Annotated in this window: 18 protein-coding genes; 4 read left to right on the top strand and 14 right to left on the bottom strand. The window is 42.2% G+C overall.

What is annotated here, in order from left to right; genetic code table 11:
* Window positions 1-127 precede the first annotated feature (127 nt).
* The 10 genes from FJ709_RS02355 to FJ709_RS02310 form a co-directional block, all read right to left on the bottom strand.
* Complete coding sequence (locus FJ709_RS02355; RefSeq protein WP_226413083.1) at window positions 128-2191, bottom strand: PhoX family protein; 2064 nt, start codon at window positions 2189-2191, stop codon at window positions 128-130.
* A gap of 302 nt (window positions 2192-2493) precedes the next feature.
* Window positions 2494-3384, bottom strand: a complete 891-nt coding sequence (atcC, locus tag FJ709_RS02350) for a cold adaptation protein AtcC (RefSeq protein ID WP_226413081.1) — start codon at window positions 3382-3384, stop codon at window positions 2494-2496.
* An 11-nt stretch (window positions 3385-3395) separates the two neighbouring features.
* Window positions 3396-4157, bottom strand: coding sequence for a cold adaptation protein AtcB (gene atcB / locus FJ709_RS02345; protein ID WP_226413079.1), 762 nt, complete (start codon window positions 4155-4157; stop codon window positions 3396-3398).
* The gene (gene atcA, locus FJ709_RS02340; protein ID WP_226413077.1) at window positions 4157-4687 is read right to left on the bottom strand and encodes a cold adaptation protein AtcA; all 531 of its coding nucleotides are present in this window, start codon (window positions 4685-4687) and stop codon (window positions 4157-4159) included. Before atcA ends, atcB begins: the two co-directional genes overlap by 1 nt.
* A gap of 7 nt (window positions 4688-4694) precedes the next feature.
* Window positions 4695-4979, bottom strand: a complete 285-nt coding sequence (atcJ, locus tag FJ709_RS02335; protein WP_226413075.1) for a cold adaptation protein ActJcold adaptation protein ActJ — start codon at window positions 4977-4979, stop codon at window positions 4695-4697.
* A 501-nt stretch (window positions 4980-5480) separates the two neighbouring features.
* Complete coding sequence (locus FJ709_RS02330) at window positions 5481-6212, bottom strand: substrate-binding periplasmic protein (protein WP_226413073.1); 732 nt, start codon at window positions 6210-6212, stop codon at window positions 5481-5483.
* 420 nt (window positions 6213-6632) lie between these two features.
* Complete coding sequence (locus tag FJ709_RS02325; RefSeq protein ID WP_226413071.1) at window positions 6633-7829, bottom strand: HD-GYP domain-containing protein; 1197 nt, start codon at window positions 7827-7829, stop codon at window positions 6633-6635.
* Window positions 7830-8141: 312 nt separating this feature from the next.
* Complete coding sequence (locus FJ709_RS02320; RefSeq protein WP_226413069.1) at window positions 8142-9389, bottom strand: DEAD/DEAH box helicase; 1248 nt, start codon at window positions 9387-9389, stop codon at window positions 8142-8144.
* A gap of 122 nt (window positions 9390-9511) precedes the next feature.
* Window positions 9512-10003, bottom strand: coding sequence for a GNAT family N-acetyltransferase (locus FJ709_RS02315; RefSeq protein WP_226413067.1), 492 nt, complete (start codon window positions 10001-10003; stop codon window positions 9512-9514).
* Window position 10004: 1 nt separating this feature from the next.
* Window positions 10005-10388 (bottom strand): hypothetical protein, encoded by a 384-nt coding sequence (locus FJ709_RS02310; RefSeq protein ID WP_226413065.1) that lies wholly within the window; start codon window positions 10386-10388, stop codon window positions 10005-10007.
* A gap of 192 nt (window positions 10389-10580) precedes the next feature.
* Here FJ709_RS02310 and FJ709_RS02305 point away from each other — a divergent pair, with 192 nt between their 5' ends.
* Both FJ709_RS02305 and FJ709_RS02300 read left to right on the top strand, forming a co-directional pair.
* A complete protein-coding gene (locus FJ709_RS02305) occupies window positions 10581-11207 on the top strand; it encodes a DsbA family protein (RefSeq protein ID WP_226415811.1) in 627 nt (208 codons plus the stop codon).
* Window positions 11208-11474: 267 nt separating this feature from the next.
* On the top strand, window positions 11475-12032 hold the full coding sequence (locus FJ709_RS02300) for a protein tyrosine phosphatase family protein (RefSeq protein WP_226413063.1): 558 nt from the start codon (window positions 11475-11477) through the stop codon (window positions 12030-12032).
* A gap of 173 nt (window positions 12033-12205) precedes the next feature.
* Here the strand turns inward: FJ709_RS02300 and FJ709_RS02295 are convergent, their stop codons facing one another.
* Window positions 12206-13438, bottom strand: coding sequence for a glycerophosphodiester phosphodiesterase family protein (locus FJ709_RS02295; RefSeq protein WP_404830037.1), 1233 nt, complete (start codon window positions 13436-13438; stop codon window positions 12206-12208).
* A 428-nt stretch (window positions 13439-13866) separates the two neighbouring features.
* On the opposite strand from FJ709_RS02295, the gene mtgA reads away from it, so the two are divergent.
* Window positions 13867-14541 (top strand): monofunctional biosynthetic peptidoglycan transglycosylase, encoded by a 675-nt coding sequence (gene mtgA / locus FJ709_RS02290; RefSeq protein ID WP_226413059.1) that lies wholly within the window; start codon window positions 13867-13869, stop codon window positions 14539-14541.
* A gap of 120 nt (window positions 14542-14661) precedes the next feature.
* Entirely contained in the window at window positions 14662-16596 is a 1935-nt protein-coding gene (locus tag FJ709_RS02285) for a B12-binding domain-containing radical SAM protein (protein ID WP_226413057.1), read from the top strand.
* A gap of 625 nt (window positions 16597-17221) precedes the next feature.
* On the opposite strand, the gene FJ709_RS02280 is transcribed toward FJ709_RS02285, so the two are convergent.
* The 3 genes from FJ709_RS02280 to FJ709_RS02270 all read right to left on the bottom strand — a co-directional run bounded on the left by FJ709_RS02280 (window position 17222) and on the right by FJ709_RS02270 (window position 19340).
* Window positions 17222-17731 (bottom strand): hypothetical protein, encoded by a 510-nt coding sequence (locus FJ709_RS02280; protein ID WP_226413055.1) that lies wholly within the window; start codon window positions 17729-17731, stop codon window positions 17222-17224.
* 86 nt (window positions 17732-17817) lie between these two features.
* A complete protein-coding gene (locus FJ709_RS02275; protein WP_226413053.1) occupies window positions 17818-18279 on the bottom strand; it encodes a nuclear transport factor 2 family protein in 462 nt (153 codons plus the stop codon).
* A 125-nt stretch (window positions 18280-18404) separates the two neighbouring features.
* The gene (locus tag FJ709_RS02270; protein WP_226413051.1) at window positions 18405-19340 is read right to left on the bottom strand and encodes a substrate-binding periplasmic protein; all 936 of its coding nucleotides are present in this window, start codon (window positions 19338-19340) and stop codon (window positions 18405-18407) included.
* Window positions 19341-19620: the final 280 nt, after the last annotated feature.

The following is a 19620-nucleotide window of genomic DNA, read 5'->3' as shown; positions in this document are numbered from 1 at the left end:
TGTTGAAAAAAAGTCATACTCAGCTAACAATAAAAAAGGCCCTAAGACTTTACGTCTAGGGCCATTCTATTAACACTCAGCACTGTTAAATAGGTGCTGCTAAGTAAGGGCAGTTAAATCAGTCAGATTAAATGCCGATTTCACCGCCATCATTTTTACGGATCATCACAGTGGCAGCGCGGGGACGTAGCTGAGTACCCGCTGGAGTGACTTCAGTCGCGTTATTCGAGTATGGCCAGTTGCCTGGATGCTGAATGTTAACAAACGCGGTTTTATAATCAGGCGTAATTGCAAAACCGGTCACTTCACAATCATTAGGGCCAACAAAGAAACGCTTTAACTGCGCTTGTGTTTCAGCACTAATCACTTGCTGCTTACCATCAGCATCAACCAAAGTAGAGGGCACAACCGCTAGCATTTGATCATTGGTATAAGAGGTCACTTCATCGGCACCGTTATCGGTTTGCACCCATAAAATACCACGGGCATCAAACGCTAAACCATCTGGGCTAGCAAATTGATTTAAGTCGTCTAAACCTGACAAGTTAGTATCTGCATCACCATCGGTTGGTGAACCAAATACAAAAATATCCCAGCTAAACTCGGTAGCTTTATCGCCTTCGTCCCAACGAATAACATGACCAAAACTGTTGTTTAAGCGAGGGTTCGCTGTGTTTGCTTCTGTACGCTTAGTGTTATTGGTTAATGTTAAATAAACACTGCCAGTAAATGGATCAACCGTTGCCCATTCAGGACGATCCATCGGAGTTGCACCAACTAAATCAGCAGCACCGGCGGTGTTTAAAATAATCGCAGCCTGTGAATCGAAACTGCTGGCTAAAGTGCTGCCATCTGTAGTCACAGCATCTAAAGTTAATGGTAACCACTCGCCCACGCCGTCTTCAGTAAATTTAGCCACATAAAGCGTGCCCGCATTCATGTACTTGTCACCCATAGCAATGCGATTAGAGGTATTAGCATCGGCTGCATCCCATGCAGCATCGGAGACAAACTTGTACAGGTATTCAAAACGAGAGTCATGACCAGAATAAAACGTAATCGGTTTGCCTTCTTCTAACTTACCAAAAGTACAACCTTCGTGGCGGAAACGGCCTAAGGCGGTACGTTTTACCGCACGTGAATTAGGGTTGTACGGGTCAATTTCTACAATATAACCGTGACCATTGGCTTCGTTACGGTAATCCTGACCCGCACTTGTCCCTGATGGTGTAATGTTAAAACGGGCAAATTCATCTAATCTTTCATCATCATCACCAGCAAGGTGATCCCAGCCATAACGGGTACCAGACTTTGAAATACCAATACGTGATTGGTCTGCCGCTAATGTGCCTTTATTGACAAAATACCCTGGCCAGTTTTCTTCGCAGGTTAAGTAAGTGCCCCAAGGTGTGCTGCCATTGCCACAGTTATTTAATGTACCACGGGCCTGGCTGCCATCGGGTGAATAACGTGTTTCTAAGTAACTGGTATAAGCCATAGGGCCAGCAATGTCCATCACACTTGCGCCGGTAAAACGACGGTTATGGGCATCATTGCTAACCACTTCCCACATGCCGTTATTGAGCTTAATGCGCACAACTGATACACCATGGGCATTAATCTCTTTGCGAATTTCATCAATTATGGTGCGCTTGCCATTGGCATCAAAGGTTGGTCCTGTTGGGTGCAGCGCATCTTCATCAATATATTCATGGTTAATACATAATAAACCATCGTCATTTGAGTCATTAAGTGGGAAGAAATGCATACCATCATGATGCATACCCACTGAGTTAGCCTGGTCTTCACCGGTATTGGTACCGTCTGCTTTCCAGGCCGCGGCTTTAGCGTTCAATGGAGTTCCCCATGGCGCAAGCACGTATGCTGAATAACCGGCAGGAATAGCCACTGCGTCGGTTTTTGAACCTGCAATAGAATCAAAACCTAATACCGCAGAGCTTTTTGTTGGCGGAATTGGAGTTGGTGTAGGGGTCGGCGTTGGATCGGGTGTTACTGTATTGTCGTCTGAGCCACATGCGGTTAATCCCACACCGGCGAATGCGGTCATAGCACTGATCCCTAGGCCTCTTTTAACAAAGTTACGACGAGATAAATGTTTTTCCATCACCTGTGCAAAAGGTGTGTTATCGCTTTGGTTAAAACGTCGTGGATCAAATGTCGCTTTGCTCATAATATGTCCTTTGAATGTCTAGGTGTTTTCGAGATCGTTGTCATCTGCAACAAGTAAACTTTCTTTTTATAAGATTAGTTTCCGGACATAAGATAAGCGGGGTTTATGACAATTGAGCATAAATTAGATGACAGAAAAGTGGCAGTTTAAAGACAGCAGGCTAATGCTAAAAAAATAGCTAAAAAAATAGCGACTCAAGGTCGCTATGTTTATTGTTGAGACTAAGTTGGAACTAAATAAGACCTTAAGCGCCATTACACTAGCAGCGTCTACAATCTAGCTGTTTCTATAAATCTAACTCACTACAAATCTAAGTATAGCGGCCAACCCAATAAGCCGTGTAGGCCTTCTTTTTGCTCAAATCGCTCAAGCTTTTCCAGGCTTGCGCCTTGCATTTGCAACTCGCGATAACCTTTCGCAAAACTTAAGGTACGCAGTAAACCTTGAATGTAATGCTTGCTTAAATCTTGACGGATTATCTCAGCCAAATCTTGAGGCAATTTAGCAATGGCATTTTCAGTTTGCGCCATCAAATAATCGCCATTAAACCAGGCATCATCAAGTTCAATTTTACCTAAGCGTTTTTTAAGATCTTGTCTCACGCCGCGATCAGCAAATAAGGTGCGATAAATCACCGCTTCTGCCAATACAGCTTCAAGATTGAGGCAATCTAAAGGGTCGTGATCTGAGGTAACATAAAACGCCTGCAATAGCGCCTTAATACCCTGCTGACGCAGGTGCTCGGTTAACGCACTTTGATAGCTTTGCCAGCCTAGCCATTCTTCCATATCCGGCGGGCTAGACACGTTTTCAAGTAACGTTTCGCTCACATCGCCATAAAGTGATTTATTGGTGTTCAAACTGCTTGCGTGGGTGAGCAAGCTCCAGCCCTTTTGAAAGCACTTAAGTACCCCATCAGGACTTTGCATTAAAGGCAAAGACGTTGCCGGCTCTTGGCCTGTTAAGGCAATAAGTCCTATGCTGACGACACCGATAACATCATGGGCAGCATGTTCTAACAAGTGCACTTTATGCTTGTTGTAGAACTTATCTGCCAGCTTAAGGCTCATTAAAATCGCCTTAGCCTTTATTTGTTCGAGCTGTTCTTGGCTTAGTTTGTTTTCGCTTTGACCGTAAGCGATCACCTTTGTCAGGTATGGCCCTTGATTTGGGTCCCGTAATGCCAGTTGCATAGTTGGAATCCTTAATCTAAAAAGCTAAACATATCGTCGACTTCCGCATATTCATCGGCCACTTGGTTTTTATCTTTCGCCTGTAAAACCAATTCATTAACGAACTTAGCAATGATTTGCTCCCAGCCAGAACTTTCGTTACGCAGTAAATTTTTAATCGACTTGGCAACCTCTGGTGTAAGCTCTTGAATAAGCGCCATTAAGCTGCGTGGATCGTCCATGCTAAGGCTGTGCGACTCTTCATTAGCATGCCAATTATCATAACCAACCGTAGTACCGTCGTCTTCATCGTCATAATGATCCCGTTCAGGTGAGCCTTCCTCTGCTTCACTGGGCGCAAGAATAAGCTCAATAAAAGGAATCGATAAATAAAACAGACCAGCAGGATCATCGGCAATACATTCCAAAATAGCGGCTTGTTTTTCTTCACTGCCTTGAATGCGGATTAAATACGTTAAAAACTCAAAGGTGTGAGCAAGTAGCTCATCGGCATTGGTCTTTATTTGCTCTTCCCAATATAAGGGCTGCTGACAAACGATGTCACGAATTTGCTCTGGGCTCATCAACTCAGACATGATTGACGGGCAAGAAATGTCATGATGGCTGTTGATTTGCGTCAGAGTAACGATATCCATCAGCTCAATAACGTCCACAAGTTGAGCGTCGGTCATGGTATTAGCGATGATCTCAAAACGCTTGCTGGCTTGCTGTGGTTCAACGTCAGCAAGTTGCTTTATTTCTTGAGCGGTAATTTCAATCAAACTGGTTGTCATTATCTGTCCTCGTCATCGTATTGATCGTAATAGCCTTCTTCGTCGCTATCATTATCGTCATCATCATAGTCGCTATTAGATTGGCCGTATTCTTCATCGTCATCTTCATGCGCTGGCTTGGCTTTTTTCTTCGAGCCATTGGCTTCTTGATTAAGCAAATACAATACCGCGCAGCTTTCAATTAGTAACGACTCACCTTGGGCGCGTACCGCTTGCACTAAAGGGATATCGCCATTATTAAAAGCGATACTGACTTTAAATTCATCCCACTCTGGTTGAATAGCATTATCTATCCAGTGCGCCCATTTAAGTAGGGCGTCAGGGGCAAACTTAACCTGGCCAAATAAGGCAACGGGTAAGTATTCTGGTACTGAAGACAGCATACTGATATCAGCCAGCAAAATTTCTTTTATCTGACGAGAAAAATTTTCTAATGCCTTTGGCGTATCGGGGTCGTTATATGACTCGATATTGTCATAGGCATTGTTTTTAAGCTCATGGATACGAGCAATATTTAATGATTTGGCCATGGGATACTCAAGGGTAAAATTGGTCCCACAGCTCGCGCATTGCGGCGGCAGGATCGGTCACTATCACGTTATTAAAGTCTTTGATAAATGCGTTTCTGAGCTTTTTATCACTTAGCACATCATAAGCTTTCTTGACTCTTTGCAGTTGCACTTCTGCTTGCTGCCGTTCTTCATCTGAGGCTAAGAGTAGTTTATCTGGGTGATACTTGTTGGATAAACGTTTATAGGCTTTTTTTATTTCATCTTCTTTGGCACTGGCTTTGACACCCAGTACAGTGAAGTGGTTAATCATAAAGGTTACCTGTAGGCGAAAGCTGTCGATAGATATCACATATTTAAAGCGCGTATTCTAAGCACAATCCATTAATCGTTCAGGTTAATCTGCAACATTAGCGGGCGTAGAATATCGGATCGGTGATGATAACAGAAACAGTCCTAATTCAGCAATCAAGAGCAAGGGCTAATGACTAATGGAATTAGTCTTGAATGGGCACTGAAACGTTACTCTGTTGGTGGTTAGGTAAAAAAGACCAAGCCACTCATATTTATAGTCCGGATTTAATTAGAAGAATAGCTGAATATTGCTCCTAGCGCTTGATAAATATCAGCGCAGTAAACTGCTTATAGCGGTATATGAATCGTATCAAAAGTCATAGCAAGGCAAGAGTATAAAAGTGAGCTATTGAATAAAAATAAGCCTAAAAGACTTTAATAACACACTCGTGCTTAGACTTTCTAGGTAACCATAAACAATCATGTTATTAGCAGCTTTTTTATTATAGGGCGAAGATGATTAGTCTGTTTCCAATAATAGTTTAAAGGTACCATCTTGTTGCATTGATAATAAGCTGTCTTTGAGTTGCTTCAGTATATGTGGCGAGGTATCAAGACTGGCTGCAATATAAAGATCAGAAGTGTCACCCAAATCAAAGTTTGCAATAAACAAATTAGGCTCAATAATTAGTGTTTCAAAAATTGTTGATTCAATGAATTCATTAGCATAAGTGAAATCAGCACGTCCTTTTAATAACATTCTCCATGCATCTTTATAGGTCACGGTTAAAATTAAATTTTTACCTTCTACAAAACCAATTTTTTGCAGTAAGTCTGCTTCATAACTATAACGTACTGCCACGACTGTTCGATCTAGTGCCTCAGCCAAGGTTAAGTTCATTAAATCTTGTCGTTTAACTAAAGAATAAAAATGATATTTTAGGTTCCTTAATTTTGCCAGCCAATGAAATAACGGTTCCCTTCCTTTATTTCTAGCAATAGAAAAAATAATAACATTAGCACTCGATGTTGCAATTTTGTAGGCTCTAGCCCACGGCAATAATTCAATTTCAGGGTCCAGTTCAGCACGTTTTAGCATTTCTTCTACAACCAAAAATGAACTCCCACCAACCAATTTTTCATCTATCACAATTTGATAAGGCGGAAGATCTTCTGTGACGACTCGCAAAGCTTGAGCATTTAGAGGTAGGCAAAAAATAATAACCATGGTCAGTAATACTATTTTTATCATTAGACATTCGCTCGTTAAACCATATGTATCTAAACTGCTTTAATTAGATAATATTAGTTCATTTTTCACAATAAGCTCATTTATTCTAGATGTAGTTTCAAACGCAGTAGTACCTTTTTACACGCTTTCAAGCCTAGCATGTTATGACTATATTAATTTTTGCTAAGGGATACTTGATTGGGATTGGGTGTGGAAGAACTGTATCGATCTTACCCATGTTAGCCAAAATAGACCAAGGATAAGTTAATTTTTAATCACACAGCTATCGCTACCATTTAATAAAACGAGTCTCTAAATATTCACAATATACAGTTCATGCTAGAAACACTTCTAATGCCACTTTGAATAATGACCCTAGTATTCTTAGATGGCCATGTTTTCTGAAGTCATGACCTAACAGCAAATAAGCGGATTTACAGGCTAGCCCTCGTGAGCTAAATACTCAATAATTTGTTCCATATTGAGATTAAAATCATCTGCACGGACACATTTAACAATTAGTTCGTCGGTGACTGTGGCCAAATCAATCTTTTGTCCTGTTTCAAAGTGATTAGGTTTTAAATGATAAAACGGTTTCACAAGAGGGCGAATAGGGTCTTTCGGGTTATGGCCTTCGACAATAGCCAGCCTATTTGACTCAAGAAGCACCACTGAGCCAACAGGGTAAACACCCATACAACGGATAAATTGATCGACTAAGTCTTTATCTAATTCATTGTTTTCAGCTAATACACGTAAAATACTAAAGGCTTTTACTTGGGCATAGCCTTGCTTGTAGCAGCGATGTGAAATCAATGCGTCGAAAATATCGCAAATACTGATCATTCTTCCGTAAAGGGTAATTTTTTCTGCAGCGACGCCAAATGGATAACCTAAACCATTGATTTTTTCATGGTGTAAGCTTGCAACCTCGAGACTAAGCGGACTGATGCCTGGGGTATTTTTCATAATTTCAATCGAGTAATTGGCGTGAGTTTTCATAATATGAAACTCTTCATCTGTTAATCTATCGGCCTTATTCAGAATACGATCGGGGATCATAATTTTACCGACATCATGTAAAAATGCACCAATAGCGAGTTGATTAACAATCTCTTTATCGATTTTTTTATACACGGCAAACATCGTCATCAATACCGATACTGACACTGAGTGCTCAAGCAAATATTCATCTTTATTGCGAATATTAATCACACACGATAGCGCATTTGGGTTATTGAAAATTAAATCTGTCGATTCGGTAGTAATTTTTTGCACCGGGTCCATATCTAACGGCAAACCATGCTGTGCATTATGGAATAACTTTTTTTGGATATTTTTAGATTCATCAAATACTTGGCGAGCTTTAACTAATTCTTGATTAAAAAAGTTCCTTGTAACAGGCTTAGCAGTTTCCTGTGCAGGTGTTGGCACACTTTTAACAATTTTAGTAACAACGCCCTCTGTTTTACTGGTATCAATTAACAGCTTAGTGACCGACTTGCGCTTTAATGCTTCGATAACACGCTCACTTTTAAGCACCCCAGGCTTAGCTAACGAAAACGTATCTTTAGGTTCGGTGATTTCGACCACATACATCCCAACACATACGTCTGCAATGTCATGTTCAATCAGCATAAAGGTTCCTTGGGGCTATTTACTAACATTAAATAAATTAACAGCTCGGCATGTTCTGCATCCTGTATATTACAAGATAGCTTATTTATTAATGTAATATAAGCAAAATGACACTCCGCTCAAGCTTTGCCACAAGAATAACTCCACCTGCAATCGCGGCAGTAAGCATCGACAGCAGGTTCAGTTTTTCCAGAAAAAAATAGCTATGTTCTTAATTCATGGTGTCTTAAGTATATAGGTAGTTGCTGCGCATCACAGAAGCGCTTATACCTAGGTTACCTGATTAACAACTACAGCCTTGTGAACACCATTCTAACGTTTTGATTGTGCTAATGCTTTTTGCCTAGCTTGCTGCTTTAACGAGCCTTTCTTGGTTTTACGCGTCACCGGGGCGACTTGGGTTAAATCAGGTTCAAAACCTGGGTACCATTGCTGTGGTAAACGCTTATCTAAATAAGCTTCTAGCTTTATTAAAAATGGTTCATCGTCGACACTTAATAAGGTAATGGCATGACCAGCTTGCCCTGCTCTGCCAGTGCGTCCAATGCGATGCACATAGTCTTCAAGCTTAAACGGCAGCTCCATATTGACCACATAATCCAACTGCGCAATATCAATTCCACGTGCGGCAACATCGGTGGCAACTAGCGCGGTTAATTGGCCAGCTTTAAAGTCAGTAAGTACTTGCTCACGTATTAATTGCGATAAGTCAGCATGTAAAGCCGCCACTTTTACCCCGCGTAGGCTCATTTGTTTCACCAACACATCGGCATCTTGCTTGGTACGGCTAAAAATCAATACTTGTTGCCATTTTTCAACGGTTATAAGCTTACACAGTAAATCACATTTTTTATGTGCATCGACATTATAAACTCGCTCTGTCACCGTGACCGCTGTTTGATTACGGGCGTGGGTTTCAATCACTTTAGCCTGGGTAAGTAACCGCTTACTAAATGAAAAAATACGGTCATCTAAGGTGGCGGAAAACAACAAGGTTTGGCGCTGCTTGGGTAAGCGCTTTAACACGTCAATTATTTCATCTCTAAAGCCCATATCTAACATGCGGTCGGCTTCATCAATGACAAAGTAATCAACCGCAGACAAGCTGGTTGCCCGTCGACGTAATAAGTCCAGTAAGCGGCCTGGGGTGGCGACAATAATATCAACCCCTGCGGTTAACTCGCTAACTTGAACTTGGGTGCTAACGCCACCGTAAAGTAATGCCGCCTTGATATTAGTATCAGCCATTAGCTGAGTTAAATTATGGTGTACTTGTTGGGCTAATTCTCGGGTTGGGGTTAGCACTAATGCCTTCACCTTTCTAACTGGGGTTGAACTAGCTGTGTCAATTTGACTATCTTGCAGACTTAGCAACTGATGCAGGATCGGCAGGCAGAATGCTGCGGTTTTACCCGTGCCAGTTTGAGCGCCTGCCATGACATCTTTACCCGATAAAATAACCGGTATTGCCTCAGCTTGAATCGCCGTAGGCTGGATAAAATTAAGCGCACTTAAACGTGAGAATAATTGCGGATGTAATGCTAGCGCGCCAAAAGACATGTGGTTCTCCCAAAATGAAGGCAAGATTTTAGCATTAGCGGGTTAAATCATAAATGCCCTTTAGCCATTAGCGAGATAAAAGGCACCTAATCCATCACTATGAATGACTGTTATTAATGGATTTATTCATCGGCTTTTTTATATAAACCTAATCCTTGTGGCAAGTCTCTGGTTTGTTCTGCCGTCAACGCCACAGGCATAAAACCATATCGCTTAATCACCTTTAATGAGCCGATATTATGTGCTGCTACGTAAGCAAATAACGGCTCTTTAGGTAGCAAAGGTAAAAACAGCGCTAAAGCTTGGGTGGCTATGCCTTGTCCCCAGTATTCACGGTCGATCCAGTAACCTATTAACCGTCCATTTTGAATGAGGCTATCTTTTGGGTTGTACCAACTGAGCATGCTGCCTATAAGCTGGCCTTGTAGCCAAATCCCTTGCGCTATCGCGTCAGGTGCACTAATGACTTTTTGTTGCCAATGCTGATAAAAAGCAGCTTTATCACGTGAAGGAAAGTGTGCCATTTGGCTGGCTATAGGGTCACTTTCAAAAGCAAACAAGGTGGCTAAATCAGCCTCGGTTATTGGCGTTAAACTCAACTTTTCACGGCTCATATTAAGCGTTTTTCGCTAATGATTTAGACGAAGGTTTAGTCGATGATTTAAGTGACAATTTAGGCGTTAGCAAAGACAACAGCTTTTCAGTCCACTCTTTAGGGGAATCTAAAATAAAGCGGAATTTTTGACTATCTAATGTAATCACTTGAATAGAATCAGCATCAACAGGAATAACTCCTGTACCGCGGCTCCAGCAAGTGGTTACCGACTTGATGTTATCTAACTCTATTGCATAAGGACCATAAGCTAGGTCTTGATTAAAAGGTTCAAAATGTAAGTACTCTTCCTCAATCCATAGCGTACCCTCAGCACGAAATGCGCCTTTTTGTATGGTTGCGTCAGTTGAATCAGTGACATCGTTGGACAAGCCCATTACGAACATACATCTCTCCTTTTGTGATCGAGATCATTATTATAACCACTGTTAAAGGCTTCTCAAGCTTTACGTTATTTATTTAGTGCTTTGAAAAATAGTTAATTTTTATCACCTTGCAGCACTATTTTAAATAGTGCTTAAAAGACGCGTAAAATATGCCATTATGTTGATAAGTGTCAGATGATTAGCAAAATAACCATGAAGAAAGCGATTCTATATTATGTTTACGACCCTATGTGCAGTTGGTGCTGGGGCTACCAACCAACGTGGATAAAACTGCAAAATCAGTTAGCAATGTTTACCGATAAGCTAGCCATTGAATTAACAGTCGGTGGCTTAGCACCCGACAGTCTCGCCCCCATGCCAGCAGAGATGCAGCAATTTTTACAGCAAACATGGCATAACATCCATCAGCAACTCGGCACTGAGTTTAACCACGATTTTTGGACTGTGTGCCAGCCAAGACGCTCAACCTACCCAAGTTGCCGCGCAGCTTTGGTGGCAAGAGCATCAGGCTTAGAAGCGCAAATGATTCATGCCATTCAACAAGCCTATTATTTACGGGCAAAAAATCCGTCTGATATTGCTGTGTTATCTGAGCTGGCTGTCAGTATCGGCATGGATAAAAACCATTTTGAGCAACAGATGCAAAGTGAGGAAGTGGAGCAACAGTTAATGGCCGAAATCACTCAAGCAAGGCAACTGCCTATTCAAGGATTTCCGTCATTAGTGTTACTGCATAATCAGCAGTTTTACCCAATCAAGCTGGATTATCAGCATTATGAAACTAGCCTAAAACAGATAAAGCGCCTTATTCAGAGCTAGCACTAATGCTATTAACTATCTGTTTATTATAAGGAAATAATGCTAACAGCTAATGAAGTCCCCAACAACTGGCAGATTTGATGTAAGCTTGTCGACGTGGATAAGCAGTTCTATGATTAAAACCTGTATCAATAACCGCTATGCTTTGGTTGGCGACGTTTGGCTAAGTTCAGTTCAGTTCAGTTAACTGGGCGTTAGTTTAATTTAAACTCAACTAACTTTAAGTCAATTTGAACAAGTTAAGGCAATATGCAGCAAGGATAACCAATGAAACACTTTAAAATTATTATGATGACCCACTTAGTCATCTTACTACTTCTGACGGGTGGGAATAGCATGGCGGCAGTTCAAATAAACACTAGCAAGTTAAGTGAAATTAAAGCGGTTAAATTTAACCAAAATCAAGTTATTACCGCAGGTTTACCTACAGAAGGGCAATTTGCATTATTACAACAAGCTGGCGTTAAAACCGTCATAAATTTAATCCCCAATGACAATCCAAATGCCCTTAAAAATGAACAACAAATAGTGACGAAACTGGGCATGCAATACCACAATATCAGCGTTGATTGGCAACAACCGACACTTGAAAATGTTGAGCAATTTTTTGCATTAATGAAGGCCAATAATGATCAACCTGTGGTGGTGCACTGTGCAGCAAATTATCGCGCCTCGGCGTTTTATTATCTTTACTTAGCCACTCAGCAAGATCAACAGGTCGATATTAATGACACTTTGTCGCCATGGGGAGACTTACAAAAAAGTTTTGAAGAGTATCCGCAGTGGCAAGCTTTGATTGAAAAAGTAGAACAAAAATATGAATAGTTGATGATCCCACTCTGCAGCTTGATATCCGATGCCGATATATAAGATGAATTATTAAAGCTGCAAATTACCTATAAAAATCGCCAAACATCAACAAAAAAGCGGGATAATGATATCCCGCTTTTAGCTATGTTAACTCTGCCAATCGACTAATTTTCAAAGCTCGCTATAGCTTACTTATCCATACAGTTAGCATAGTAAGTTACCGTAGCGGGCCAGTCTGAAAATACGCCTATTACCCCAACATCTTTTGCTAACACGTCTAGCAGCTCAAAGGTGTCACCTTCATTATCAATCGCATCGGCGATGCTTTGATAATACCAACCGCCACCGCCCTGACTAAGGGGCCCTGAACGCTCAAGTGACCAGGCAATTATTTTTAAGCCCGCTGCTGTAGCCGCTTTGGCATATTCAGAAGGGACTATCGCCTTATTCTCATCTAAAGTGACTAACACCCATAATGGCGGTGCAATAATCTTCACACCATCTGCCGCCAAAGTCTCCATGCTCGGTGACCAGGTGGCACTATTTTGTGGATCAAAACCGCTGCTAAAATCATAACGATCATCTAAATACACCGCTTGCTCTGCAAATTCAGGTGCGTTCGCTATCCAATATTTCACGTCATCTAAATTAAATGATTGCGGAAATACCTGCGAAGCATCAACGCCTGCGGCGCCATATTCATCTAGCATTTTTTGGGCGTAATCTTGTTGAGTAAAGCCATCATAGGGCATGCTCACATTGGCCGATTTAAGCTCTGGCGTCATCTTCACTCCAGCAGCTTTAAACAAAGCAATACTTTCAGCGTGAGTCATTAAGGTGCCATTACCTGCGTACAAGTCTGTGCGCCAATTTGGTGTACCATCAATAAACTCTGCAACTGTGGTCGCTTTTGGATTAAAACCATCCATCTTGCCTTTTAAGGTTTTAAATTCAGCTAGGCTGATATCACTGGTACAGCAAGTGGCTGTTGCGCTAACACCGTTGGCAACATCGGCAGGCGAGAAAGGCACTGAACATTTATTGGCAAGCGCTGGAATGGCCAAAATATTAGTGGTGGTGGCTAAGTCACACTGTGAGTGGCGACATACGAGTTCTTTGTCTGCGGTAAAAGTAACGTCACATTCAACAATACCTGCACCGGAATGAATTGCCGCTTGATAGGCTTCTTTAGTGTGCTCAGGAAACTGCATTGATGCACCACGATGCCCAATCGAAAAGTCCGTTCGATAAAATGGCCCCGACTCGCATTGTACCAATTGAGTTTTTAGCTCGCTGGCTTGCATTTGATCGACTAAAAATAAAGGTCTAGGGCCAACTTGAGCGTTAACACTTTTATCAACGCCTACTGAGCTAGCATCATCATTATTATCGTTACTGTTGCAGCCTGAAACCCATAGCATACTGGCCAAAACAGAAATAACTCCCAGTATTACGCTTTTTTGCCTTGTCATCTTATTGCTCCATATTGTCGTGCTGTCATGCCTGTTGTTATGCATTTTTGCAATAATACACGCTGAATTAACTGATTATCAGCACTAGCTTACGCAGTGAATATGACGAAAATATCGAATTAATATGACAAGATTAATGACTGAGCAGATGAGCGTTAATTGTGAGCTATTCAGTATTGATATGTACCGAAATAGCAGCCGATAACAAATGCTAATTAAAGCAGAATCAATCACTACAGCTATAATAAAGCCAGCTAACCTTAGAAAAAATTTAAACAAGGCAGATTAGAATTTGGTCTTAATGCGCTTATCCTATACTCTTGCGCGTCGATAGCGACCAGCACAAGAATCTGGCTAAATATAACAAAGAGGCGTTAATGCAAAATCGTACACGGGGAGTTTTCGGCTGGACATGGTATGTCATGTGGCGATTGATGCTGGTACTCGCGCTATTGTTACTGGCATTAAAGTTTATCGCACCGCCCACTACGTCATTTATGTTGCAAAGCCCTTACCCAGTGAGCTATCAGTGGATAAGCATTGATAAGCTACCATCGCATATCCCGCTGGCAATGGTCGCCTCAGAAGATCAACTATTTACTAAACATTTTGGGGTCGATTTAAGCGCCATCACTAAAGCCCTTGACCAACATGATGATGGCAAAGGCCTTCGGGGTGCTAGTACACTCACCCAACAAACCGCCAAAAATCTTCTATTATGGCCAGGGCGAAGCTTTATTCGCAAAGGCTTAGAAGCCATGTTGGCCATTAGCCTTGAAATCATTTGGGGTAAAAAACGTATTCTAGAAGTGTATATAAACGTGGCTGAATTTGGCCAAGGAATTTACGGCGTAGAAGCCGCAAGTCAGCACTATTTTAATAAATCGGCTCGTTATCTCAGCAAAAATGAAGCCGCGCGGCTGGCCGTGCTACTGCCCAGCCCTCGCAAACGTAATCCTAATAATTTAAGCCCTTATCTTAGCCAAAGAGCGGTTTGGGTTGAGCGACAAATGAAACAGCTTGGTAGTGGCTATCTAGAGACTATTCTTTAATTTACGGGGCTTTTTAACAGGCCATTTGTTAGAATTGATTATTATTTTATGGCAGCAACATTTGCTGCCATTATTCTGTTTCGCAATAAGCATTCAGGTTTTACTATTTAAAGGCAGGCTATGACCGTTCTTCTAATGACTCCACCCATGACCCAACTTAATACGCCGTACCCAGCAACGGCGTATTTAACTGGTTTTTTACGCTCACGAGGCTATGAGGCGGTGCAGCGAGATCCTGCTATTGAGTTGTTTCTTGAAATGATGACAGCGCCAGCGCTAGAGATTATTCGCCAGCATGTCGAAGAAAACTTTGAACACTTTGAAGACGATGAACTGCCTGATGTTATCTTCAACTTTCTAGCTGAATACGATCGTTACCTGCTGGTCGTTGAGCCCGCGATCCGCTTTTTACAGGGTAAAGACCCAAGCTTGGCGATGCGAATTAACTCACGCCGTTTTTTACCCGAAGGCCCTGCATTTGACACCATAGCCCAGATGGAAGAAATATCTGGCGATGTATTGCAAGCGGCCTTTGGTAATTTAGGTGTGCAAGATAAAGCCAAATATCTGGCCACCCTGTTTATAAATGATCTGTCGAACGTGATCACCCAAGGCGTCGACCCTTATTTTGAAGTTAGCCGTTATGGTGAGAAATTAGCCTCAGCCAACCCAAGCTTTGACAACCTCTACGACACCTTAATGGGTGAACCGAGTTTCAGCTCTGAAATTTTGGAGCAGTTGGTCGAGATGTATCTGGAAGACACGCAGCCAAGCGTAGTCGCACTAACCGTGCCGTTTCCCGGTAATATGCTCGGCGCGTTACGTATTGCGCAAACCTGTAAAGCTATTAACCCTGACATCCCTATCGTTATGGGCGGCGGGTTTGTTAATACCGAGCTGCGGGCACTTAAAGACCCTAGGGTATTCGAATTTGTCGACTATATCTGTCTTGACGACGGCGAACGCCCGCTTATCACCCTGCTGGAATACTTTGAAGGCGAGCGCGCGATAGACGAGTTAGTGCGCACTTACTTCCTTGCTGAAGATGAAAATGGTGAGCCCTATGTGCATCTAAATCAAAACACCGAACTGCACGATATTCCACAGGTCGAAGTTGGCGCCCCTATTTACGATGGCCTACCACTAGGCGAATACCTGTCGTTATGTGAAATGCTTAACCCAATGCACCGTATTTGGAGTGATGGCCGCTGGAATAAACTGACCATAGCCCATGGCTGTTACTGGCGAAAATGCAGTTTTTGCGATGTCAGCTTAGATTATATCGACCGCTACGACACTGCTGGCGCTGATATTCTAGTTGACCGCATCGAAGCACTTATCGAAGAAACCGGACAAACAGGTTTTCATTTTGTCGACGAAGCCTTACCGCCAAAAACCTTATTTGCCTTTGCAAAACGGTTGATTGAACGCAATGTGGTCATCAGTTGGTGGGGCAATATCCGCTTTGAGCGCACCTTTAGCCCAGACCGCTGCCAATTGCTGGCAGACTCAGGCTGTATCGCGGTCAGCGGCGGCCTTGAAGTGGCCTCAGACAGACTACTAAAACTGATGAAAAAAGGCGTCAGTGTTGAGCGCGTCGCCCACGTGACTAAAGCTTTTAGTGACGCGGGTATTTTGGTGCATGCTTATTTAATGTATGGCTTCCCCACTCAAACCGAGCAAGAAACCGTTGATTCACTGGAAATGGTGCGCCAATTGATGCAACAAGGCTGTTTTCAGTCAGCCTACTGGCACCGCTTTGTCGCCACCATCCACAGTCCTATTGGCATGAATCCTGAGCAATTCGGCATTACCCTAGCTGAACGGCCAGAGATTTTATTCGCTGAAAACGATGTCGACTTCACCGACCCAACTGGGACGGATCATGACATGCTAGGGGAAGGATTACGTAAAGCACTATACAACTACATGCACGGCATCGGCTTTGATCAGCCAATGAGCTTTTGGTTTAACCAGAACGTTGCCCGCACGACGATGAAAAAAGATTTGATTTCAAAAGCGGTGAACAATTTTATTTTGAGTCAAGAAGAGTAGATAAGCTGACTTGGGGTGAAATCCAGCGGTCGTTTCATGATTCTCGTATTTCCTGACTCCGTCATTCCGGCAATGATTTTGAGCCGGAATCCAGGTGTTTTTACTTATGGCTTGCAGCAACTAACGTCGTGGTGCTTCGCTTAGTCCAAGAGCTGGAACAGTCACATTTAGTAATACAGGCAAACCATGACATTCACTCACCGACACGCACAAGTATATCCCTATAGCTCAACCGCCCCGTCCATGGGGCGGACGGTCGTCTCGTAAATCATCATGATTCACCTTTGTGACATTGCCTTAACCTGCTGGTTTTAAAAGACTAGGTTAAAATTTAACAATGGGTGGCATGGTTAATTTATTTTAAACATTCCATTGTTAGAATTATTCACATAGCGCAGCGAACACAGGCCGAGTGACTGCAAGGCCCAAATCCCGTCATTGCGGTCGATATTCTTAGTTTTGTTACATTTTTAGGCAATTTAAAATTATGTTTACCCTGACCCTACTATACAGACCCTACTATACACGCAAAGTTGACAGGCCATATTCAGTTCATTTCCCTGAGAGCTAAAACCACCTTCACTAGGCTTTAACTGCGTGGTGGATGTCTAAATTTGACAATAGCTTAGCTATTATTGTTTGCAGAAGGGACTTCCGTCACCGTGTATTTAACCGATACAATTTTCCAACTTTCTCCGTCTTTGACTAAATCCCAGGCTTCTGTACCGTATGCTTTTTTTATATCATTACGGTGATCACTGTAATGAAAATGAACAGAGGCCAAATAGCCGTCGGTATCAATTTTAATATCCCACATTTTTTCTTCTTGTTTCTCATCATCGGATATCATGTTTGCTGGTGAGCCAAACTTTCCAAAATTAACCGTGTTAGGGAAGCTGGCATTTGTTGTTCGTTTGGCATTGACCATTTCGTTGCTGAAAACCGCGACCCATGGAGTACTTTCACTGTAAAAAAGTGTGTTAAAGGTTTCTTTATCTTTGTTAATGATGGATAACCTGAACGTTTCAATCACATTTTTAATGTCTTGCTGATCGTTTAGGTGATTCTCATTTGCTACTGCGGTGCCCGACAGACCATAGGCAAAAACAATTAATGTAAGGTTAGCTAGTTTCATTTTTTTTCCATTTTGTAATGTCAATGCTAACAACTGTTAGCTGGTTTTTTTATGGGTGAACGAAGGAAACAAACTGCGAAATGCAGTTACCACAATTCTTTGATTAAGGAGATTTTGTCATCACTGAAGCCAAAGAGAACGAGCAAGGGCTCTGTTGCCTGCCATGTTCCATCTTGTTGGATAATACCGTGGGAATATTCAATGGCGATGTAATTATTACCGAATATTTGCTTTGTGATCCTTATTTTATTTTTACCTGTGTTTTTATACGCACTCCGTTCAAGGTTTCGTACAAACGCTTGGCGCCAACTACTTTTAGTAAAATGTGCACCATAGGCAACGTGAATGTATTCGACATCGTCATGAGTCAAACTCAAGAGGGTATCAATATCATTGATGGATGAGCCTTTACGACTCATTTTGTCTAAGGCTGTGAAATAAGCTTCGATCTGAGTTAGCTGACACTGCGAGTTACAATCTACCGCCAAAACAATATTTGATAGGATTAGACAGATGGCAACACACCCTACTTTTAAAATGCACTTCATGACATTAGTACCCTATTTAAAGTTATGGTTTATTTGAGTCGAACGATAAGGTGCGTCTCGGAATTAGTTGGGTCAGGGGAAACTTTGTAGGATAGCCGAATAATTTATGTGGGTAGCTCGATGCATCAGTCATTGATTTCGGGTAACAACTCACGTATTGCCTGGTTCAAACGTGCCATTGTCTCTGCATCTACGCTTTTGGAACACATAAGATAACGATTCAGTCCTGACGGCATGTCAGAATAATACATTGGCAGCAAACCCATGGCACTGATTTCACCCATTCGGTTGATATAATCATAATCTTCCCTGTCTATAAGCATATAGTCGGCCCCATGATTGAATGACACCATCTTAGCCAGACTCTCCACGGATCGCGCCGAATCGGTTACACGTTCAAGTTTACTCGCTATTACCAGATCAAGCTCAGGGCCATAGGACACTTGGGCAACCACGCCGAGCTTGAGTCGTGGATCTCCGAACAATGAACTTAAGCTATGGTGTTGTTTTACAAGCTCGATAACCCTGGGGGCCACTAGCACCATGTGCGGCCTATCTTTATGGATCACCAGTGAAAAATTTGCATATAACTCCCGGTCGGCCAGCTTATACCAGCTTGGGGAACAGACAGCTGCACTGTCGTTCTGAATATTAGCAAAAATACGCTTAACCGGGACTTCTGAATAAGTCGCTGCAACACCGGCACGGCGAAAGATCTCCTGGGTCATATCGATAATAAAGCCGCGAGGTTGGCCACTTTCGCTATAAGTGTAAGGAGGCTTATCACGATACTCAACTCTTACCCCTGGCGTAGCCCAAGCTTCCAGAGTAAAGCAAACAAGAATTAGAAGTGCGAGCTTTCGCATATTCAGAATATCGAAGGTGAATAGAGTAGCTGAACAATAAACGACAATGCTCATTTTCGCAAATAGAAACCAAGCGAGGGGAGTTCGGTATAATTTTACACACTCACCAAGTTTGTTGTTAACGATTAATAGATAGCGCAGTACAACTAATGCTAGCCCTAATAGGCAAAGGATAATGTTGGTTCTAATTCTCATGGGTTGACATTGAAAGGCGCAGTGGTAAGAACTTCATTGAGGCCAATCCATTTAAAATCATGCATAGCCAACCTCTTTGTTAAACATCAGCGCAGTACAACCGCTTCTAGCGGGATATGAGTCGCATAAACAGAACAACAAGGGCGAGCGGTTAAATAGATAACTCAGATCAAAAGCCTTCGGTGGGAGACTATTGTCTTAGTTCACCGAAAGCGTCTATGTGAGTGACTATATATTGCCTTGAGTATCTTGCTCGCACAAGGCTGAATGGATTTAGAAT

Origin of the sequence: Shewanella glacialimarina (assembly GCF_020511155.1) — a bacterium.
Lineage (GTDB): Bacteria > Pseudomonadota > Gammaproteobacteria > Enterobacterales > Shewanellaceae > Shewanella > Shewanella glacialimarina.
This window is presented reverse-complemented; position numbering and strand designations above follow the sequence as displayed.

Bases quoted from the DNA above. Each gene is read 5' to 3' on its own strand.
- FJ709_RS02330 (WP_226413073.1), bottom strand. From the start codon at position 6,212: ATGATAAAAATAGTATTACTGACCATGGTTATTATTTTTTGCCTACCT.
- FJ709_RS02280 (WP_226413055.1), bottom strand. From the start codon at position 17,731: ATGAAACTAGCTAACCTTACATTAATTGTTTTTGCCTATGGTCTGTCG.
- FJ709_RS02300 (WP_226413063.1), top strand. From the start codon at position 11,475: ATGAAACACTTTAAAATTATTATGATGACCCACTTAGTCATCTTACTA.
- FJ709_RS02285 (WP_226413057.1), top strand. From the start codon at position 14,662: ATGACCGTTCTTCTAATGACTCCACCCATGACCCAACTTAATACGCCG.
- atcC (WP_226413081.1), bottom strand. From the start codon at position 3,384: ATGCAACTGGCATTACGGGACCCAAATCAAGGGCCATACCTGACAAAG.
- mtgA (WP_226413059.1), top strand. From the start codon at position 13,867: ATGCAAAATCGTACACGGGGAGTTTTCGGCTGGACATGGTATGTCATG.
- FJ709_RS02295 (WP_404830037.1), bottom strand. From the start codon at position 13,438: ATGCTATGGGTTTCAGGCTGCAACAGTAACGATAATAATGATGATGCT.
- atcB (WP_226413079.1), bottom strand. From the start codon at position 4,157: ATGACAACCAGTTTGATTGAAATTACCGCTCAAGAAATAAAGCAACTT.
- FJ709_RS02305 (WP_226415811.1), top strand. From the start codon at position 10,581: ATGAAGAAAGCGATTCTATATTATGTTTACGACCCTATGTGCAGTTGG.
- FJ709_RS02355 (WP_226413083.1), bottom strand. From the start codon at position 2,191: ATGAGCAAAGCGACATTTGATCCACGACGTTTTAACCAAAGCGATAAC.
- FJ709_RS02310 (WP_226413065.1), bottom strand. From the start codon at position 10,388: ATGTTCGTAATGGGCTTGTCCAACGATGTCACTGATTCAACTGACGCA.
- FJ709_RS02325 (WP_226413071.1), bottom strand. From the start codon at position 7,829: ATGCTGATTGAACATGACATTGCAGACGTATGTGTTGGGATGTATGTG.
- FJ709_RS02275 (WP_226413053.1), bottom strand. From the start codon at position 18,279: ATGAAGTGCATTTTAAAAGTAGGGTGTGTTGCCATCTGTCTAATCCTA.
- FJ709_RS02270 (WP_226413051.1), bottom strand. From the start codon at position 19,340: ATGAGAATTAGAACCAACATTATCCTTTGCCTATTAGGGCTAGCATTA.
- FJ709_RS02315 (WP_226413067.1), bottom strand. From the start codon at position 10,003: ATGAGCCGTGAAAAGTTGAGTTTAACGCCAATAACCGAGGCTGATTTA.
- atcJ (WP_226413075.1), bottom strand. From the start codon at position 4,979: ATGATTAACCACTTCACTGTACTGGGTGTCAAAGCCAGTGCCAAAGAA.
- FJ709_RS02320 (WP_226413069.1), bottom strand. From the start codon at position 9,389: ATGTCTTTTGGCGCGCTAGCATTACATCCGCAATTATTCTCACGTTTA.
- atcA (WP_226413077.1), bottom strand. From the start codon at position 4,687: ATGGCCAAATCATTAAATATTGCTCGTATCCATGAGCTTAAAAACAAT.